Origin of the sequence: Leucobacter salsicius M1-8 (assembly GCF_000350525.1) — a bacterium.
GTDB lineage: Bacteria > Actinomycetota > Actinomycetes > Actinomycetales > Microbacteriaceae > Leucobacter > Leucobacter salsicius.
In genome coordinates this window covers 1-17976 of sequence record NZ_AOCN01000010.1, presented here as the reverse complement: position 1 = coordinate 17976, position 17976 = coordinate 1, and the positions used below count along the sequence as shown (strand labels likewise).

The 17976-nt window shown below is 66.8% G+C and carries 11 protein-coding genes; all 11 read left to right on the top strand.

All coding sequences use genetic code 11. From position 1 onward, the window contains the following. Positions 1-80: 80 nt before the first annotated feature. Positions 81-509 (top strand): 50S ribosomal protein L11, encoded by a 429-nt coding sequence (gene rplK, locus C795_RS0103060; RefSeq protein WP_017792289.1) that lies wholly within the window; start codon positions 81-83, stop codon positions 507-509. A gap of 10 nt (positions 510-519) precedes the next feature. Then, complete coding sequence (gene rplA, locus C795_RS0103055; RefSeq protein ID WP_017792288.1) at positions 520-1209, top strand: 50S ribosomal protein L1; 690 nt, start codon at positions 520-522, stop codon at positions 1207-1209. Between the two features lie 198 nt (positions 1210-1407). Continuing rightward, positions 1408-2529 carry a serine/threonine-protein kinase gene (locus C795_RS0103050; protein ID WP_026139411.1) on the top strand — a complete coding sequence of 374 codons (1122 nt, stop codon included), beginning with the start codon at positions 1408-1410 and terminating at the stop codon, positions 2527-2529. Beyond that, on the top strand, positions 2530-8589 hold the full coding sequence (locus C795_RS0103045) for an Ig-like domain-containing protein (RefSeq protein ID WP_017792286.1): 6060 nt from the start codon (positions 2530-2532) through the stop codon (positions 8587-8589). 95 nt (positions 8590-8684) lie between these two features. Continuing rightward, a complete protein-coding gene (locus C795_RS0103040) occupies positions 8685-9674 on the top strand; it encodes an AAA family ATPase (protein WP_017792285.1) in 990 nt (329 codons plus the stop codon). Then, positions 9671-11113 (top strand): DUF58 domain-containing protein, encoded by a 1443-nt coding sequence (locus C795_RS0103035; RefSeq protein WP_017792284.1) that lies wholly within the window; start codon positions 9671-9673, stop codon positions 11111-11113. Before C795_RS0103040 ends, C795_RS0103035 begins: the two co-directional genes overlap by 4 nt. Further along, positions 11110-13566: a DUF3488 domain-containing protein gene (locus C795_RS0103030; RefSeq protein WP_017792283.1), complete on the top strand. Its 2457-nt coding sequence runs from the start codon at positions 11110-11112 to the stop codon at positions 13564-13566. Before C795_RS0103035 ends, C795_RS0103030 begins: the two co-directional genes overlap by 4 nt. Continuing rightward, positions 13563-14396: a PP2C family protein-serine/threonine phosphatase gene (locus C795_RS0103025; RefSeq protein ID WP_017792282.1), complete on the top strand. Its 834-nt coding sequence runs from the start codon at positions 13563-13565 to the stop codon at positions 14394-14396. Before C795_RS0103030 ends, C795_RS0103025 begins: the two co-directional genes overlap by 4 nt. After that, the gene (locus tag C795_RS0103020; RefSeq protein ID WP_017792281.1) at positions 14393-15088 is read left to right on the top strand and encodes a hypothetical protein; all 696 of its coding nucleotides are present in this window, start codon (positions 14393-14395) and stop codon (positions 15086-15088) included. Before C795_RS0103025 ends, C795_RS0103020 begins: the two co-directional genes overlap by 4 nt. Positions 15089-15179: 91 nt before the next feature. Next, complete coding sequence (locus C795_RS0103015; RefSeq protein ID WP_026139410.1) at positions 15180-16994, top strand: DUF5684 domain-containing protein; 1815 nt, start codon at positions 15180-15182, stop codon at positions 16992-16994. Between the two features lie 107 nt (positions 16995-17101). Beyond that, on the top strand, positions 17102-17800 hold the full coding sequence (locus tag C795_RS0103010) for an endonuclease/exonuclease/phosphatase family protein (protein WP_017792280.1): 699 nt from the start codon (positions 17102-17104) through the stop codon (positions 17798-17800). The last annotated feature ends 176 nt before the right edge of the window (positions 17801-17976 follow it).

Genomic DNA, 17976 nt, shown 5'->3' with positions numbered 1-17976 from the left:
CAAACAACACCGCCACCCGGATCGGCCGGGCAAGCGGGAGAATGTGCGCGACCGCGTACGTTCGACGAAAGGAAACAATCATGGCAAAGGCCAAGAAGGTTACAGGTCTGATCAAGCTTCAGATCTCAGCCGGCGCAGCCAACCCGGCGCCCCCCGTGGGCCCCGCGCTGGGTCAGCACGGCGTCAACATCATGGAGTTCTGCAAGGCGTACAACGCAGCGACTGAGTCGCAGCGTGGCAACGTCGTGCCCGTTGAGATCACCGTCTACGAGGATCGCTCGTTCACGTTCATCCTCAAGACTCCTCCGGCAGCAGAGCTCCTGAAGAAGGCCGCTGGCGTTCAGAAGGGTTCGGGCACCCCGCACACCGTTAAGGTTGCGAAGGTTACCGCTGAGCAGGTTCGCCAGATCGCCGAGCAGAAGCAGGCAGATCTGAACGCAAACGATCTCGACGCTGCGTCGATGATCATCGCGGGCACCGCTCGCTCCATGGGCATCACGGTCGAGTAAGGGTACGAACATGGCACAGAAGTCGAAGGCGTACCGCGCCGCTGCTGAGAAGATTCAGGCAGACAAGTTCTACACTCCCGCTGAGGCAGTAGCCCTGGCCAAGGAGACCGGTTCGGCTAAGACCGACTCGACCGTTGAGGTTGCAGTCAAGCTTGGCGTGGACCCCCGCAAGGCAGACCAGATGGTGCGCGGCACCGTCAACCTGCCCCACGGCACCGGTAAGACCGCACGCGTTATCGTGTTCGCGGTTGGCCCCGCAGCTGAGGCAGCAATCGCTGCTGGCGCTGACGAGGTCGGTGGCGACGAGCTGATCGAGAAGGTAGCCGCTGGCTACACCGACTTCGATTCGGCTGTCTCGACCCCCGAGCTCATGGGCAAGGTTGGCCGTCTCGGTAAGGTACTGGGCCCCCGTGGTCTGATGCCGAACCCCAAGACCGGCACCGTCACCCCCGACACCGCTAAGGCTGTCACCGAGATCAAGGGTGGCAAGATCGAGTTCCGCGTCGACAAGCACGCAAACGTGCACTTCATTGTTGGCAAGGCATCGTTCACGGCTGAGCAGCTCAACGACAACATCGCTTCGGTTCTCGAAGAGATCACGCGTCTGAAGCCCTCGTCGTCCAAGGGTAAGTACGTGACCAAGGGTGTCGTTTCGACCACCTTCGGTCCCGGCATCCCCATGGACGTTTCGGGTCTCTAAGACGTTCTAAAATCGCCCCGGCCGATTCGGCCGGGGCGATTTTGCTTTGTATGGAGTGTGCTGTGTGGTTCGGCGTCTTCGCGCCAGGAACAAGCAACCGAACGCGCACACCCTGTTGGGGGAGTGGTGCTTAGCTCCCTCACAGTCGTCTAACATGGAGACCGTATCGAAATACGCCAGTTTGCGAGGGGAAGCAGAGTGACGAGTAGTTCTGGCGCGCGTACGCGCCCACAGATCTCTGGATTCAACTACGTGCGACCCCTGGGGTCTGGCGGGTTCGCCCACGTCTACCAGTACGAGCAAGACATGCCTCGTCGGGTGGTCGCAATTAAGGTCCTCAAGGACGGCGTGGCCGATGCGCACGGGCGCGCAGCCTTCGACGCTGAAGCCGACGCAATGGCCCGGCTCTCGAGCCACCCCTCCATCGTCTCCATCTATATGGCGAGCGTGTCGAGCGACGGCCACCCGTTCATCGCGATGGAGTACTGCCCAGAGTCCTTCCGCACGCGCTCCACGGGTTCCGTGGTGCCGTTGGCCGAGGTGCTCGACGCAGGCGTACGTCTCGCGGGCGCGCTCGAGACCGCCCACCAGTCTGGCGTGCTGCACCGCGACATCAAGCCCTCGAACGTGCTGCGTGCCACGACTGGCCGGCCACTGCTCGCTGACTTTGGCATCGTGTCACTGCGCGGCCAGATGCGTGGCGAGTACACGGACCGCGCAATGTCGATCCCGTGGGCTGCCCCCGAGGTCGTCACCGGCGCCACGAGTGGCACGATTGCAAGTGAGATCTGGGCGTTGGGCGCCACACTGTACACGTTTGCGGCGGGCCAGCCCCCGTTTGGACGCGCCACGAAGAAGGGCACGGACCACGAGCTGATGGCGCGAATTTCGCGCGCGAAGTACACTCCGGTTCCCGGTGCTCAAGGGTACGAGGCCTTCGACAGCGTGATGTCGCGGGCGGTCGCCAAGGATCCGGCGCAGCGCTTCGGATCCATGCACGAGCTGGGCCTAGCCATGCAGCAGCTGCAGCGCCACTACGGGATCGACGTCACGCCGCTCGACGTCGTCTCGTCGACCTGGGTGACCCCGGCGACGACGGTGCAGGGCGTGCGCGGGCCAACGATTTCTTCGGTGCAGCCGAACGGGCGGGCTGCAAAGCGGGCGGCCCTCGCGGCTGCTCCTGCGGACCGCACGCGCACGCGCAAGCGCGCCGGATCATCTGGGGGCGGTGCCATGAAGCCCGCGCTGATCGGTGTGGGCGCGGGAGTCGCAGTGCTCGCGGTCGCTGGTGTTGTTGTGGCACTTATGGGAGGGCTCTAGTTGGCCGGTCAAACCAAGCGTTCGCGCCTCATCACCTGGGTGTCGGGCGTCGCGGCACTCGCCATGATTGGCACGATCGCGGTGGTAGCCGCCGGCTACGACGCACGGGAGGCGCCGCGCGAGGAGCCCTCTGTCTGGGCGATGCGCTCGTCGGGCCAATACGCCAGGGTCAACACACTGACAGCCGAGATCGACACGGTGCGTTCGGTCGATGACCCCAGCGGAATCGTGCAGGCGGGTGCCGCGGGCGTGGTGCTCAGCCACGGTAACGGCCGGGCTTGGCCGATTGACGCCATGCTGCCACAGGATCTCGTTGAGAATGCGGGCGGCGAGGGCGAAGCGGGGGCTGAATCCGCCAAGGACAAGCAGACCCCAAAGGCGAAGAACGACAAACCGACCGAAGGTGCCGAGGTTGAGACGGTCGCGAACCCCACAGAGGGCGCGAGCGGTGTGCAGGCGGACCGCATGCCAGACGGCACCCGCGATGTGATCTCGGCGGGCAAGCAGCTGCTGGTGCGCACTGAGTCCGGCGAGGTTTATGTCGGCGAGCTTACTGACGAGACGGGCACTGCAGGCGTTGATCTCAGCCTGATCGACCCGTTCGCGGGTGAGACTGAGACGGGCGAGGAGCCGCGAAAGTTCGTCGCCGATGCTGCGGCGATCGACGCCGAAGGTCGCGTCGCGGTGCTGTCGGCCGCAGCGCAAGAGCTGCGCTGGTACTCGATCGAGCGTGCCGAGTTCGTGGGTGTCGAGCAGATCCCCGAGGACATCACCCCCGATGATCTGCAGCTCACGATCGTCGATGGGAGCTGGGCTGCGCTCAACGGCCCCAATCTGTGGCGATCCGGATCATCGAAAGCCGTTTCGCTGCCGCTCGATGCGACTCCCAAGCTGCAGGCCTCGAGTCTGAAGAGCGAGGGCAGCGGTGTGCTGGTTGCCGATGGCGAGGGGCTCTGGCGCGTGACCGGCGACGAAGCCACACGCATCGTTCAGGCCTCCGGTACGGCGGCACAACCGGTCTCGGTCGGCAATAAGCAGTACGCGGCATGGGTGAGCACCGCTGGTGCCAGCATGTGGCGTGGCGGCGACGAAGTGCTCGAGCTCGATGTCGACACGAGCGTCAAAATGCCGGGTGACCCCGATTTGGTGTTTCGTACGAACGGCTCAACGGCGCTGCTGTCTGAAGTGAAGACGGGCATGCTGTGGACGGTGCCCGAGGGACGCCTCATTCCCGTGGAGCAGTGGACGCTCGCGAACCCGCCCAAGGAACGCGACGGCACCGTCGTCGTGGCCGATGTCACCGAGCAGGAGCCGCCCGTCGCGGTCGACGACGACTTCGGGGTGCGCGCGAATGAGCCGGCCCCGCTGCCGGTGCTGCTCAACGACTACGATCCGAACCGCAAGGACGTGCTCACGATTGACCCCGAGGGCCTCGGGAGCGACCTCAGCGCCAAGTTCGGCGCGGTCTCGATGATGCCCGACGGACAGACGATCGCGTTTACCCCGGCGAAGGGCGCCACCGGAAGTGCGACGTTTAGCTACCGGATCAGCGACGGCGTCAACACGTCAGACCCGGCCCAGGTGAAGCTCACCGTCATCGCCGATACCGTGAACACGGCCCCCGCATGGTGCCCGGTTGAAGGCTGCCAACGCCCCTGGCCGTCTCCCGAGCTCGCGCCGGGCGGCACCCTGGTGTTGCCGATTCTCGAGGGCTGGGTTGACCCCGAGGGCGACCCGATCATGCTCTCCTCGGCGACGCCGGTCGACGCCGAGGACCCGGTCCGTGCGCTCGTCACCGCCGACGGACGCCTCGCGGTGCGCCACCTGGATCCGAACGCCAACGGTGGAGAGGTCGCGGTGCGTGTGCGCGTCGAGGATGCGCACGGCAAGGCGAGCGATCGTGACCTGGTCGTGCAGGTACGCTCCAACGCGAAAGCTGAGCTCAGCCCGATCGCTACCACCGTCGAGGTTGGGCAGTCGGTCACGGTTCGGCCGCTCGCGCGGGTGACCGGTGGATCCGGCTCATACACGCTCGTAGACGCCAGCGTGCAGAACGGCACCGCCCAGGTCTCGATGGGGGCAGGCGGTGCGGTCAGCGTGCGCGCAGAGCAGGCCGGCCAGACGCTGGTCGCCCTGACCGTGCGAGACAGCGGCACGAAGCAGGAGACCACCGGGCTGATGCGAGTGAGCGCAGTGCCGTCGCACGCCAAGCTCGCCCTTCCACCGCTGCGCGCGTTTGTTCGGCCGCTCGCTGACACGACCGTCGACGTGCTCGATGCCGTGCCGGGAGCCAATAGCCGCGCCCTCGTGGTGCAGGGCGCGCAGACCGTCGATGGTGAGCTGCGTGCAGATGTCATTGAGTACGCCAACGTGCGCGTCTCGGGCAGCACCCCCGACGGGGCACCCGGGCGCATCGGCGCCGTCGACGTGACAGTCGCCGAGGGCGCGGACACCGCGGTCGGCCGCATGACCGTGTTCCAGGTGCCCGAGCAGACCGACACCGGGGCGATCGCGGTCGCCGACAACGCGACCGTGCGTGCGGGTGCCGTCGCTGATATTTCCGTGCTCGACAACGATGTGTCTTCGCCGGGTCAGCGGCTGGTGCTGCACCCCGAAATCAGCGGCTCGGGTACGAAGGGCGAACTCGCGTTCGCGTCGGGCAATACGCTGCGGTACCTCGCGCCGAAGGAGCCCGGTCAGTACACGCTGAGCTACACGACCTACGGTGCGAGCTCGCCCGAGGCGAGCGACGTAGGCCAGGTGCACGTCACCGTGCTCCCGAGCGACGGCAATCGTGACCCGTCGCCGACCTCGTTGACGGTGCGCATGGCACCGGGCGAGACCAGCAACGTGGTGGTACCGCTCTCGGGGGTTGACCCCGATGGCGACCGGGTGCGGCTTGTGAGCGTGGATGCGCCGGGCAACGCCCAGCTGACCGCGACGATCGTGCCGCGAAGCTCGGCGATCAGCGTGGAGGCCTCGACGAAGGCAAAGGCTGGCGTGCAGACCGTGAAGTATACGGTCCGCGACGATTTTGGCGGTGAGGGGCAGGGCAGCCTGCGCATCATCGTGACCGATAGCGCGAGGTCGACCGGGGCGCCGATCACCTACAGCGACTACGTGCGCCTCGTGCAGGGGGCAAAGGATCCGGCAGTGGTGTCGCCACTGGAGAACGATCTCGACCCGACGGGCGGCGAACTCAGCATCGTAGAGGTGGTGCCGAACGTTCCGGGTGGTGAGGACTCTGCCGAGTACCGCGCGCTCAAGGCGCGCCTCGATACGTCCGAGATCAAGAAGGGCCGGATCAAGGTCAAGAGCAGCCCGGAGCCGGGCACCGTTTCGTACCGCTACACGGTGCGTTCCTCGGAATCTTCGAGCACCGCAGACGGACTCATCGTCGTGCAGGTCTCGGCTCGCGTCGGCCAGCAAGCCCCCACGGTGCGCGACACCGTGCTCTCGGCCCGCGACCGTGCGGAGCTCGAAAGCGGCGGCGTCGACGTCGTGACCGACCGAGTGTACTGGGCCACCGGCGATGCCGCTGCCCTCAAACTGTCGGTATGGGGCAGCGCGGCCAAGCGGTTTGAGGTAAACGGCAAGAAGATTTCGGGCAAGTACCGGGCAGAGGGCGACATGGTGCCGTTCAAACTCGCGGGCACCGATGTGACCGGCAAAAAGGTCGAGAGTTTCGGCTTCCTCGTGATTCCCCCGCTCGACGAGCTGCGGCTCACCCTCGTGCCGGCGCTCGCCCCGCTCAAGGTGGACGAGGGCAAGTCTCGCGACGCCGCGCTCACCGACCTGATCGACCTGGGCCCCAACGACCACGCTGAGTTCAAGACAGGCGGGTTTCCCACCCAACGCGGCCAGGCGGTCTGCTCGGCAAGCTCGAAGACGTCGCTGAGCTACAACGCTGGCAAGGGCGAGCCATGGGTTGATACGTGCCTCGTGTCGGTCAAGCTCACCGAGCAGAAGGCGTGGACGCTGCTCTCGGTTCCCGTGCAGATCGTGCCCAAGGAGCCGGTGGCCGAGCTCGAACCGCTCACTCGCACCATTGCACCGGGTGCGTCGGAGACGATCAACCTCGTCGACATGGTGCAGTGGCAGGGGCAGCGCAATGGCCGCCCCGGCGACCTGCAGTTCGCCGTCGCTGGCGGCGGTGCGAACTTTGAGATCAGCCCCGGCGGGTCCCAGGTGACGGTCACGGCGCGCGCCGATGCGCTGCCCGGTGCCGAGGATCCCGCGACGGTGACGGTGACCGGTGCCGGCGAGAGCCAAGCACCACTCACTCTGCGCGTCGGCCAAGCAGCCAAGGACACTCCGCGCGGCGCAACTGTGCAGCTGGCCTGCACGGTGGGCAGCGCGTGCCAGACGCAGCTCATCGGGGCTCCCGGCGAATACGACCCCTTCCAGGGCAAGAGCGGCGGCGGCCTGAAAGTCGAGTCGATCGACGGCAGTTCCTGTGCGGCCTACGGAACGATGGCGGTAGCTGGGGACGGCGTCAACGTCGCCTGGCCGAACGGCGCGAAGGGGGCTGGCGGCAAGTGCACCGCTTCCTACACGGTGCGCGACGCGCAGAAGCGCGTGGGCACCGGCACGATCGAGCTCGATGCGCGCGGCGTCCCGCGCCCCCCGGTGGGTGTCACCCCGGTCGATGCCGGATCGAGCAGCGTCAAGCTGTCTGTGGCTCTCAGCACTGAGACGTCACACCCCGCGACGACCGGCGTCGAGCTGGTGACCGAGGGCGGTGGCTCGGTGGGCAGCTGTTCACTCGAGGGCGGGCAGGCTAGCTGCACCGTGTCGGGGCTGACCCCCGGTGACAAGCGCACCTATTTCGCCCGCGCGGTGAACGAGGTCGGCGATTCAGACCAGTCGGCCAACGGTGCAGAGACCTGGGCATACTCGCCACCCAAGCCTCCGACGATTGAATCCGCTACCGTGCCCTGGGGGGACAACACAGATTCGGGCACCGGAAAGGTGCGCGTCAAGATCGGTGCGAGCAGCGCAGCGGGGAACGTGCTTTCCATCGACGGCGGCGAAGTGCCAATAGCGACAGACGGTATCTACACCTTGCCGACGCGGAACCATACGTTTAGCGTGATCTCGGTCGACGACGCAACGCTGATTCCACCGGCCTATTCGGGCGGAGATGGTGGTCGCGGAACCTCGAACAGCACTGCGGTGACGCCAATCGGTGCGCCGTCGACAGGGAGTGCTTCGCTTGCCGTCACCGGTAACGACAATACTGGCTGGGAGTTTCAGACCTCCGGCTGGAACAGCGCGAGCAGCGACCCGGTGAAGCTCAGCTACGGTCTCGGGCCAGCAGGGTCCGGCGTTGGTTGCACCGGCAGCAGCGAAACGGGTACTGGTCTCAAGCCAAACCTGTCCTTTGAAGGGGCGGTGTGCGCGAGCAACGACTATGGCAGGGCCGGCCCGGTGACGACCGGCGCCATCACGACTGGCAAGCAGTTGCCCGCGATCAACGGAACGTACACCGTCGAGCAGAAGGGAACGTTGAACGGCAGCTCGTACGTTTGGAACGCTGGCAAGATCAACTGGACCCCTGAGCCCACAGGCGACGTGTCACCCTTCACGATCGCACCCGGCTCGCCTACGGCAACGGTGAAACAGTGCCCGTCAGGCTTGGCGGGGCACCAGAACTGCTCAGATGATGGCACCGTCAGGCCTGCTGTGGGCAGCCTGGAGCCGTTCTCCATCTCGAGAAACCCCGGCTCGTGCGTGGCCTGGGTGTCAGACACTGAGCCTCCGAGCGAGAGCTCGCTCGCGGCAGTATTCTCAACGGTCGGTGCACCGGGCGGGCAGCTCAGCTTCACGCAAGACCAGGACGCTCTGAAGGACGTCATCGTGAGCTGGCCCAGCGGGGCAAGAGACTCGGTGAGCTTCGCTGGTGTCATCTGCGAACGGCCAGATCCGCCAGCAACCGGCACCGATGCAGACGCCAATGCCAGCGCCGACGGAGCCTCCGAATCAGCCGCCGTCGGCAACACGTCGGGCGGCAGCCTGCCCGGCAGCGCCGCAGGCGGATCCGGAACCGCGGGCCCCTAGCAGCCCGGCCGCGTACGCCGCCAGCACGCGCTCAGCACGACACTCCAGCACTTCACCAGCACTAGATCCATCAGATTGGAACTCGAATGACACAAATGCCGAACCTCACGGTTGATGCCGAGGGCCCTCTCACTGACGATCGCGCGCGGTGGGCGAGCGACGCAGTGCGCACCGCCGCCGACGCGATCGAGGTCGCGATTCAGGGCAAACGGCGCGTCATCGAGCTGGTGCTCGCCACCGCGATCGCGGGCGGACACGTGTTGCTTGAGGACGTTCCCGGCACCGGCAAGACCGCGCTCGCCCGAGCACTCGCGAAGTCGATGCACGGCACCTCATCGCGCATCCAGTTCACGCCCGACCTGCTGCCCGGCGACGTTACCGGCATCACCGTGTACGACCAGAAGCAGGGAGTGTTCGAGTTTCACGCCGGGCCCATCTTCGCCAACGTGGTGCTCGCGGACGAGATCAACCGCGCGAGCCCCAAGACTCAGTCGGCGCTGCTCGAGGTCATGGAGGAGCAGCAGGTCACCGTTGACGGCCGCACTCACCCGGTGAGTAACCCGTTCCTCGTGATCGCGACCCAGAACCCCGTCGAGCAGGCCGGCACCTACCGCCTGCCCGAGGCGCAGCTCGACCGCTTCATGATCAAGACGTCGATCGGCTACCCCGATGACGCCGCCATGATGCGCATTCTGCAGCAGGTGACGCACACTCCCGAGGTACCCACTGTCATGAACGTCGGTTCGCTCACGCAGCTGCAGCAGTTCGTGCGCTCCGTGTACATCAGCCCGCTGATCGCCGAGTACATCACGCGCCTCGTCGAGGCGAGCCGCCGCGCGAGCGAGGTCCGCCTGGGTGCCAGCGTGCGCGGTGCCCTTGGCCTCGCCCGCATGTCGGCCGCCTGGGCCCTCGTGGCTGGCCGCAACTACGTCACCCCCGACGATGTGCGCGAGCTTGCCACCTCGGTGCTTGCACACCGCATCGTGCTCGAGGCTGAAGCCGAGTTCGACGGCGTAACCGCAGAGGTCGTGATTGGCCAGATTCTGCTCGACACCCCGATCCCGCAGGAGAACGGCACCGCGTGAGCGCAGAGCACCACACCCGCAGCCGTCTCTTCAAGACGCGCGCGGGTGGCACAAGAGGCACCGGGGGGACCAATGCGACCCGCGGTACTCGGGGGACCGTCGGCACCCGAGGGACTCACGGGACCCGCGGCACGACGACTCGCTTTGGGGACACCCGCACGTCGGCGCGCCTCAGCCAGACTCAGCGTCGGAAGCTGAGTGCGCAACGCTGGTGGCGGCGCGCACGTCTCCAGCTGCGCAAGGGCTGGCGGGCGACGACGCAGTCCGTCACCACGCTCGGCTGGTTCGTACTCGCGCTGACGGTGACCTGTGCGGTGCTCGGGGCAACCTCGGCCTGGGTTGAGGCCTGGTTTATCGCGATCGCGGGCGGCCTCGCGCTGCTCATTGCGCTGCCTTTCCTGTTGGGCAACCGGGCCTACCACGTGGGCATCGAAATCGATCGCCAGAACGTGGTTGCGGGCGGCGAAGTCAATGTGCGCCTGCTCATCAGCAACCACAGCGCGCGCCCCGTGATGCCCGCGGTGGCCGAGCTGCCGGTGGGCCCGGCGCTGCGCGAAATCACGATCCCCTTCGTGGGCCCGGGAGTCTCGCTCGAACTGCCGATTACGATCCCCACGCCCACGCGTGGCGTGATCCGGGTCGGCCCGCTCACGATCGCACGCCAGGATCCCATCGGGCTCGTGCGGCGCGAAGTGACCTGGCCCGAGAAGCACCTTGTGCACGTGCACCCCGCGACGGCGATGCTGCCGCCGCACACGGCGGGCCTCGTGCGCGACCTCGAGGGCAGCGCAAGCCGCCGCCTCACCGATTCAGACCTGTCGTTCTATGCGGTGCGCGAGTACGCCCGCGGCGACGCAATGCGCCATGTGCACTGGAAATCGACGGCGAAGACCGGCACGCTCATGGTGCGTCAGTACGAGGAGTCGCAGACCGCCCGCGTGGCCGTGCTGTTTGACGCGCGGCGCGAGGAATACCAGAGCGATGAAGAGTTCGAGCTCGCGGTGAGCATTGCCGCGTCGCTGTCGCTGCAGGCGGTACGCGAGGGGCGCGAACGCTACGTCGCCTCGGCCTGGGCTCCGGGCCGCGTGCGGCCGAGCATTGACGGGCTCGAGGAGCTGCCGTCGCGCGACCCGCAACAGCTGCTCAACGCTTGGGCCGAACTCGAACAGGCGCCCGAGGGGCTGCCGTTCGAGGCGCTCGCCCACGGACTCGCGCACTCATCGCGCCCGCTATCGATCGTCGCGATCGTGACGGGTTCGATGCCGGATCAACTACGCCTGCGCCGCGCGGCCACCTCATTTGGGGCCGACGTGCACCTGCTCGCGGTGCGGTGTGTGCTGCACGCGGAGCCGCGTGCCCAGCGAATTGACCCGCTCACCATGTTTACTGCGGGCGCGCTCGGTGACCTGCCGCAGCTCATGCTTCGGAGCGGACTGTGAGCGCGGGGCCCGGGTTGCCGGGCGCTGTGCGCTCGAGCGCGGTGCGCCACCGGATCGCCGGTATCGCGGCGTCGATGGTCGCGCTCTCGCTGGGCGTACTCGCCGCGCAACCGATTTATCGCACCCCCTGGCTGTGGCTCGTCGCGCTTGTCGCGCTCGTGCTCGGAGTCGCGGTGTCCTGGGCGCGCGATCAGTGGCGGCTGTCGCCTCCTATCGTGATCGCCGTGTTGCTGGGCGCGTTCGTGGTGACAGTGGTGCCCGTCGCGGTGCCGCAGTCCCTCAACGCCGGCTTCCTCTCGGGCCTCATCGACGGCCTTGCCGCGGTGGCGCTCGGGTGGAAGCAGCTGCTCACGTTGACCCTGCCCGTGGGCACCTATCGCACGGTGCTCGTGCCCTTTTACCTGGTGGCGCTCGTCTCCGTGGTGCTGATCATGCTGCTGTCGGGGCGTTCGCGCCGCGTGGCCGAGTTCGCGGCGGCGCCGATGCTGCTGCCTGTCGCCTTCGGCACGGTCTTCGGCTCGGCAGACGTGAGCGCGTCGCTCAGCCTCGGCCCGCTCTCGATCGCCGCCCCGCGCGAGACCCTGCTGTGGCTGTGCATTGCGCTGGCCGCCGCCGTCTGGATCGTGTGGACGGCGGGGAGCGATCGTCGCGCTGCGCTGAAGCTGGGACGCGCGGCGGGCGAAAGCCCGGTGCGCCGCGGTTCGCTTGCGCGAGGTGGGGTGGGCGCACTGATTCTCGTGGGTTGCCTCGCCGCTGGCGCTTTTCTGGCTCCGGTGTTCGACACCGGAGCGCGCGCGGTTCCGCGCGACGCCGTTGATCCCGCGCTGGTGGTGCGCGACCGGCCGAGCCCGCTCGCGTCGTACCGTAACGCCAAGCGTGACACCACAATTGACCAGGTGTTTTTCTCGGTTGATGGTGACAAGGGACTGCCCGAACGGATGCGTCTTGCCGTGCTCGACGCGTATGACGGCGTCGACTTTCATGTCAGCGATGGCACCGCCGGCCTGTTCACCCGCTTCCCGAGTGGCGCGCCGCTCACCTCGCCGAGCAAGGTGACCGTGACGATCGGGGAGGGGTACCAAGACATCTGGGCCCCGACCGCGACGCTCGGTACGCCGCCGGTCTTTGGTGGCCCCCGAGCCGACGCGCTCGCCGACGGGTTCTACGTGAACCGTGACACCGGGGGAGCGATCGCGTTCTCGGGTCAGGCTGGCGCTGCGCTCGGATTGGCCGCGGGCGACCGCTTCAGCGCCGAAATGGAAACGGCCACCAGCAACGCCAATCTCGGCGGCCCCGTTTCTGATGCGCCACTCATCGAGCTAGAAACCGTTCCCGAACTCGACCGGTGGGTCGCCGCTCAGCAGGTGTCGGCCGACGAAGAAGGTCTGAACACCCTCATCGAGCGGCTGCGTGCGCGCGGCTATCTGAGCCACTCCCTCACCACGGGGGAGGGCGAGCAGGCATGGCTTGAGCGACTCACGAAGGAATACGGGACCAAGTTCGAGTCGAGCGCGGGTGGGCACTCGTTTGCTCGCATGGAGAACCTGTTTGCCCAGCTCAACCAGCAGCAGCGTGCTGCCGGCGAGAAGCCGACCCCCGCCATGCTCGTTGCGGGCATCGGCGATGACGAGCAGTTCGCGACCGCGGCGGCGCTCGCTGCCCGTGCGCTCGGCTACGAGTCCCGCGTGGTGGTCGGCGTGCGCACCGTGGGCGACGGCGTACCGGGTGTGCCCGTGTGTGAGCAGGACTGCACCGGAAACATGCTTGCGGCATGGGTCGAGGTGCGCGGCGACGGCGGCGAATGGGCTGCCTTTGACGTGACGCCCCAGGTCGAGCAGCGCCCTCAGCGGTTGGAGGAGGGCGAACAAATGCCCGAGTACCCCACCACGCCTGAGGAGCGCGATGTGCGCGAGATCGATCCTCCGATCGGCCTCGGTGAGCAGGGCGAGAGCGGCTCGACCGATGTTGATCCGGATCAGGCCGCTTGGTTGGGCCCGCTGCTGCGCGTGATCGGCCTGTCGGTCGCGGCGGCACTGCTGCTGGCGCTGCCACTGCTCTTCATCCCGGTGGCGAAGCGGCTGCGCATGCGCCGCCGCCGGCACGATGTGCACCCCGAGCTGCAGGCTCTGGGGGCCTGGTCCGAGATGGTCGATCGCGCGCGCGATACGGGCGTCGAGGTGCCGGATCGCGCGACCCGCAGCGAGGTTGCTGCCGTGCTGGCAACTCGCCCAGCGGTGTGGGCGGCGGGGGAGATCGACCGGGCCGTGTTCGCGCCCGGCACGATCTCAGCTGATCAGGTCTCGATGCTGTGGGACTCAGTGGAGGCCGACAGTAGTGAGCGGCGTGCGCGTCTGACGCTCTGGCAACGATTGCGTGCGCAGTACTCGTTGCGATCGTATGGTGTATTGATTGGGCGTCGCGGTGCGCGGGACCCAGAAAGCGAAGAACTATGAATCGGCCAGGAGGGCTGCACGCCCGGCACGAGCTGTTGGCGTCGAACGCGGTAGTGCTCGACGCTGCCGCCCGTACCCATGTGGGGATGGTGCGCAAAGTCAATGAGGACAGCCTGATTGCGCAGCACCCGGTCTTCTTCGTTGCTGACGGCATGGGCGGGCACGAGGCTGGTGACCTCGCGAGTGCCGCAGCAGTACGCGCGTTCGAGGTGCTCGCCGGGTCGACCACGAAGCTGCGCCCGGCCGACGTCGATGCCGCGATCGAGCTGGCGCGTGGCGCGGTGTCGGCGATCGCCGAGCAGACTGAGCGCGGCGCCGGCTGCACGCTTACGGGCATCGTGCTCGTGGAGCACGCGGGCGAGCCGTGCTGGTACGTCGTCAACATCGGCGACTCCCGCGTGTACGAACACTCGGGCACTTCGTTGATGCAGCTCACGCTAGATCACTCGTTGCAGGCCGAGCTGCGGGCCTCGGGCAATCCGAACGCTGCTGCGGCTCCGCGCAACGTGATTACGCGTGCGCTCGGGTCTGAGGACTCCCGGCATGACGCCTGGTTGATTCCGGTGACGACGGGATCACGCATGCTGCTGTGCTCGGACGGGCTCACGACCGAAGTGAGTGACGAACAGATTCGAGCGGTGCTCACAGTGGGTGGTCGCCCTGACGCCGTGGCGGAGGAGCTTGTGCGACTCGCCTGCGCGTCTGGCGGTCGCGACAATGTCACCGTGGTGGTGGTCGATACCGTGTCTGGGCTCGACCCGCAGGACGCCGAGGACTTCGGCGCTACTGCTGACGACACGATCGAGGTCACTCGGCCGGTGCGACGATGACCGAGGATCAGCGAGCAGAGCTCGCGGCGGGCGACGTACCCGCCGAAGAACTCGTCGATGAGATCGATGTCGAGTTTGATGCTGACGCCACAGTGGTACGACCGATGCGCGTTGATGGTGAAGCTGAAGTTGATGACGACGCGACGGTGGTGCGGTCGAAGTTTGCTGATGCGGAGGCCGACTCCGACGCGACGATCGTCCGTCCGAAGCGTGCCGGTGCCAGCGCGAGCGCTGATACCGGTGCGAACGCTGATGCCGACGCAGCTGCAACGGGGGCGCAGTCTAGGCCCGTCCCCGCGGCATCAGGGCCTGATCATCGGGGCGATCCGGTGCCGGATCCGGACCATGCAGCAGATGCGGCCGCGCAGGCAGTTGCCGCGCAGGCCACCGCCGCGCAGGGAGCTGCCTCTCAAGATGCTGCCGCAGCGACCTCGCGCAGCGGAGTGCTGCGTCGTGCGGCGAACCTCATGCCGCGCGTCTACGGCCCGCGGCCGATCGCAACCAATGTCTCGCCCGATTCCGTAACGACTGCGGCAGGGGGAGTGGCGGCATCAAATCCGCGTGCACAGCTCCCGTCGCTCGCTCGTCGTGACCGTCGTGCTCGCCTGATAACGCTTGTGGGATACTCCGCTTCGGTGTGCGTCGCGGGCGTTGGATTGTGGTTCGTAGCGATGCTCGCGTTCGCGGGTTAGACGCGCACACACGGGGCAAAGCTGCGCCCCGCGCGCATTCGTGGCAAAGTTTATAGCGGCACATCGCGTGCAACAGAACAAGGATGGAAACATGCACCTGCTCCAGGACCTTAATCCGCCCGTACCGGGCGGCCTTGATTGGACGACCCTATCCATCATTGGCGGCATCTGGTCAGTCGTGGGTATCGCGTTCTTCGTCTGGTACCTGTGGTCGCTGTCGAAGCTGTTTCCGCTTCTGGGGATCAATGGCTCGTGGGGCTGGATCCCCGTCTGGAACCAGTGGCAGCTGCTTCAGCGAGGCGGTATGCCCGGTTGGCTAGTGCTGCTCGCACTGGTCCCGGGGCTGGGTGCGCTTGCCGTGCTTGTGGTGATGATCATCGCGTTGCAGCGGATCAATACCGAGTTTGGTAAGGGTGCAGGGATGACCCTGCTCGGAGTCGTGATTGGCCCGCTGTGGGCGATGCTGCTCACGAAGCACATCACGGACGGCCGCTACGGTGCTGCGGCAGACTGGGCTCCGGTTCGCGACAGCGCGGCTGCTGGCACGGACGATGCCGGATCGGTGGGCGGCGCGCTGCGTGGGCTGCCGCACGCCAATGTTCCGCAGCAGCAGGCACCCGTATTTGCTCAGCAGAGTTTCGCGCCTCAGCATATGGCTCCGCAGCCCGTGGCTCCTCAGGGTGCTGCACCGCAGGGTTACCAGCTGCAGGTTCCCCAGGCCCAGTCGACTCAGGTACCTCAGATGCCGCAGCCGGAACAGTCCGCCCAGGTCCAGGCCCCGCAGTCCGTCGAAGGCGGTACCCCCGGTACCGAGTTTGAACAGCTTGGGTTCGTGCCCCAGGGATTTGAGCAGCAGGGGTTCCAGCAGCAGGGGTTCCAGCAGCAGGGGTTCCAGCTTCAGGGCTTCCAGCCTCAGGGCGAAGCGCATATGCAGCGCTCGGTGTTTGCACCTCCGGTGAACGGTGATGCCCCCGAAGCTGCGAACGCTCCTGCGGCGGCCAATGCCCCCGGTGGGGCAAGCACCCCAGTAAGCCAAGAATCGCCGGTTGCTCCCGCGGTGTCGCCCGATCAATACATTGCCGACCCGGCGGTTCCTGCGGTTCCGAGTCCCCCCGCCCAGGGCCAGAACGGCTGGGGCTTCAGCAACACGACTGAGGGCGCCTACGAACGGCTCGCCGCGGAGGGCACCCAAGCACCGAACGCAACTCCGCTGGGTGCTCCTGTCGCGCAGCAGCCGTTCTCCTGGCCGGCCCCGCAGCTGGACGATGTGGTGCCGTCGCCGGCTGACGCGCCGACGACGGGGCAGCCCGTTGCGCCCGTGCAGCAGCCAATTGCTGCTCCAGTTGTTGCCGCACCAATCGTTGCAGCTCCAGTTGTTGCCGCTCCGGCCGTAGCCGTGCCGCCGGTGGTCGCACCGCCGACTGCCGTGCAGCCGGCTGCTGCGGGCGTGCAGATGGGCACCGAGACCGCGCCGGTCTCGCCGGGGTCATTTGCACCGGCGGATCCGGCACGGGCTTCTTTCGCTACCGCTGGCACGGAAGATGATTTTGAAGAGGACGACCAGACAGTGGTCGTGCGACGTGAGACGCGCTGGGGGCTCGAGCTGCCCGACGGCGAACTTATGGAGTTGCGTGGGCACGACGTAGTGGTGGGGCGCAAGCCCGAGCCGGCGGGCGCCTACGAGGTGCTGAAGATCAACGATCCGACGCGTACGTTGTCGAAGTCGCACGTGCGTTTGCGCCGCACGGGTGAAGTCTGGACCATCGAAGACCTGCACTCGACGAACGGTGTGGCGCTGATCGATGAGACCGGGGCGACCGTGGCGCTTGAGGCGGGGCACGAGCGTGGCACGACTGAGCGCATGCTGATCGGCACGCTTGAAGTACGTCTCGTGCGGATGCCCTAAGGTTTTTGCACGATTCATCTCTCGCCAAGGGATTGGGCGTATGGTGAGTCTTGAGGCGGGTCAATTCGCCTTGAGGCTCACCGTTGAGCCTGCTCTAGGGAGGCAATATGAAGGTCATCAGCTACAACCTGCGTAAGAACCGCGCCGCGACAGAGATCGCCGCGTTGGCAGAGGATCACGAACTTGATGTTCTATGTCTGCAGGAGGCTGAGGCCGTAGCCTTGCCAGCCCACGTCGGGCATATGTCCCTCGTGCACGCAACCGAGCGCAATCGCTTGGGCCTCGCCGTGTATGTGCGGTCAGAACGATTTCACGCGCGAGCCTCACGCACGTTTGAGTTGAAGAAGTCCCTGCATGACCGGGTGCTCTCGCCCGCACACGAGCGGTTGCTCGGCGTGCGGCTCCTCGACCGCGAACTGGAGCGTGACTTTGTGGTCGCGTCGTTTCACGCGGCACCCTTGACCGCGCTGAACTCGCTGCGCCGTCACCAGATCCATGCGGCCCTTGAGGGGCTTCGCGATCTCGGGCCGGGGCTACCCGCGCTCATGGTGGGCGACTACAACTACCCGGTATTCAAGGGGCGGCTTGACACCGAGATGCGGTCGAACGGCTACGAACTGAACCTGAGCGACAAGCGCACCTACACTCGGTACCGCATGTTCCGGGGTCACTTCGACTTTGCGACCTCGTCGGGGCTCGACATTTCGAGCGTGCGCACGCTCGACCGGGGAATGTCAGACCACTTGCCGATCCTGGTTGAGGCGACGCTGCGTCAGCACGCGGAAGCGCTGCCGGTAGCCGCGTAGCCGCTGCCGGGCTAGCGGTCTGCCGCGCTGGTGCTGTCTGCCGTGCTATTCGCCGCGCAACTGAGCGACGGGGTGCCCCCGCGCCTACTGCCGGGCTTGCCCGCCTCCGCGCTTTCGCGCGTGACGAGCGTCTATGTTTGGCACCAGGGTCTACGGTTTGTCACGCATTCAGGGCG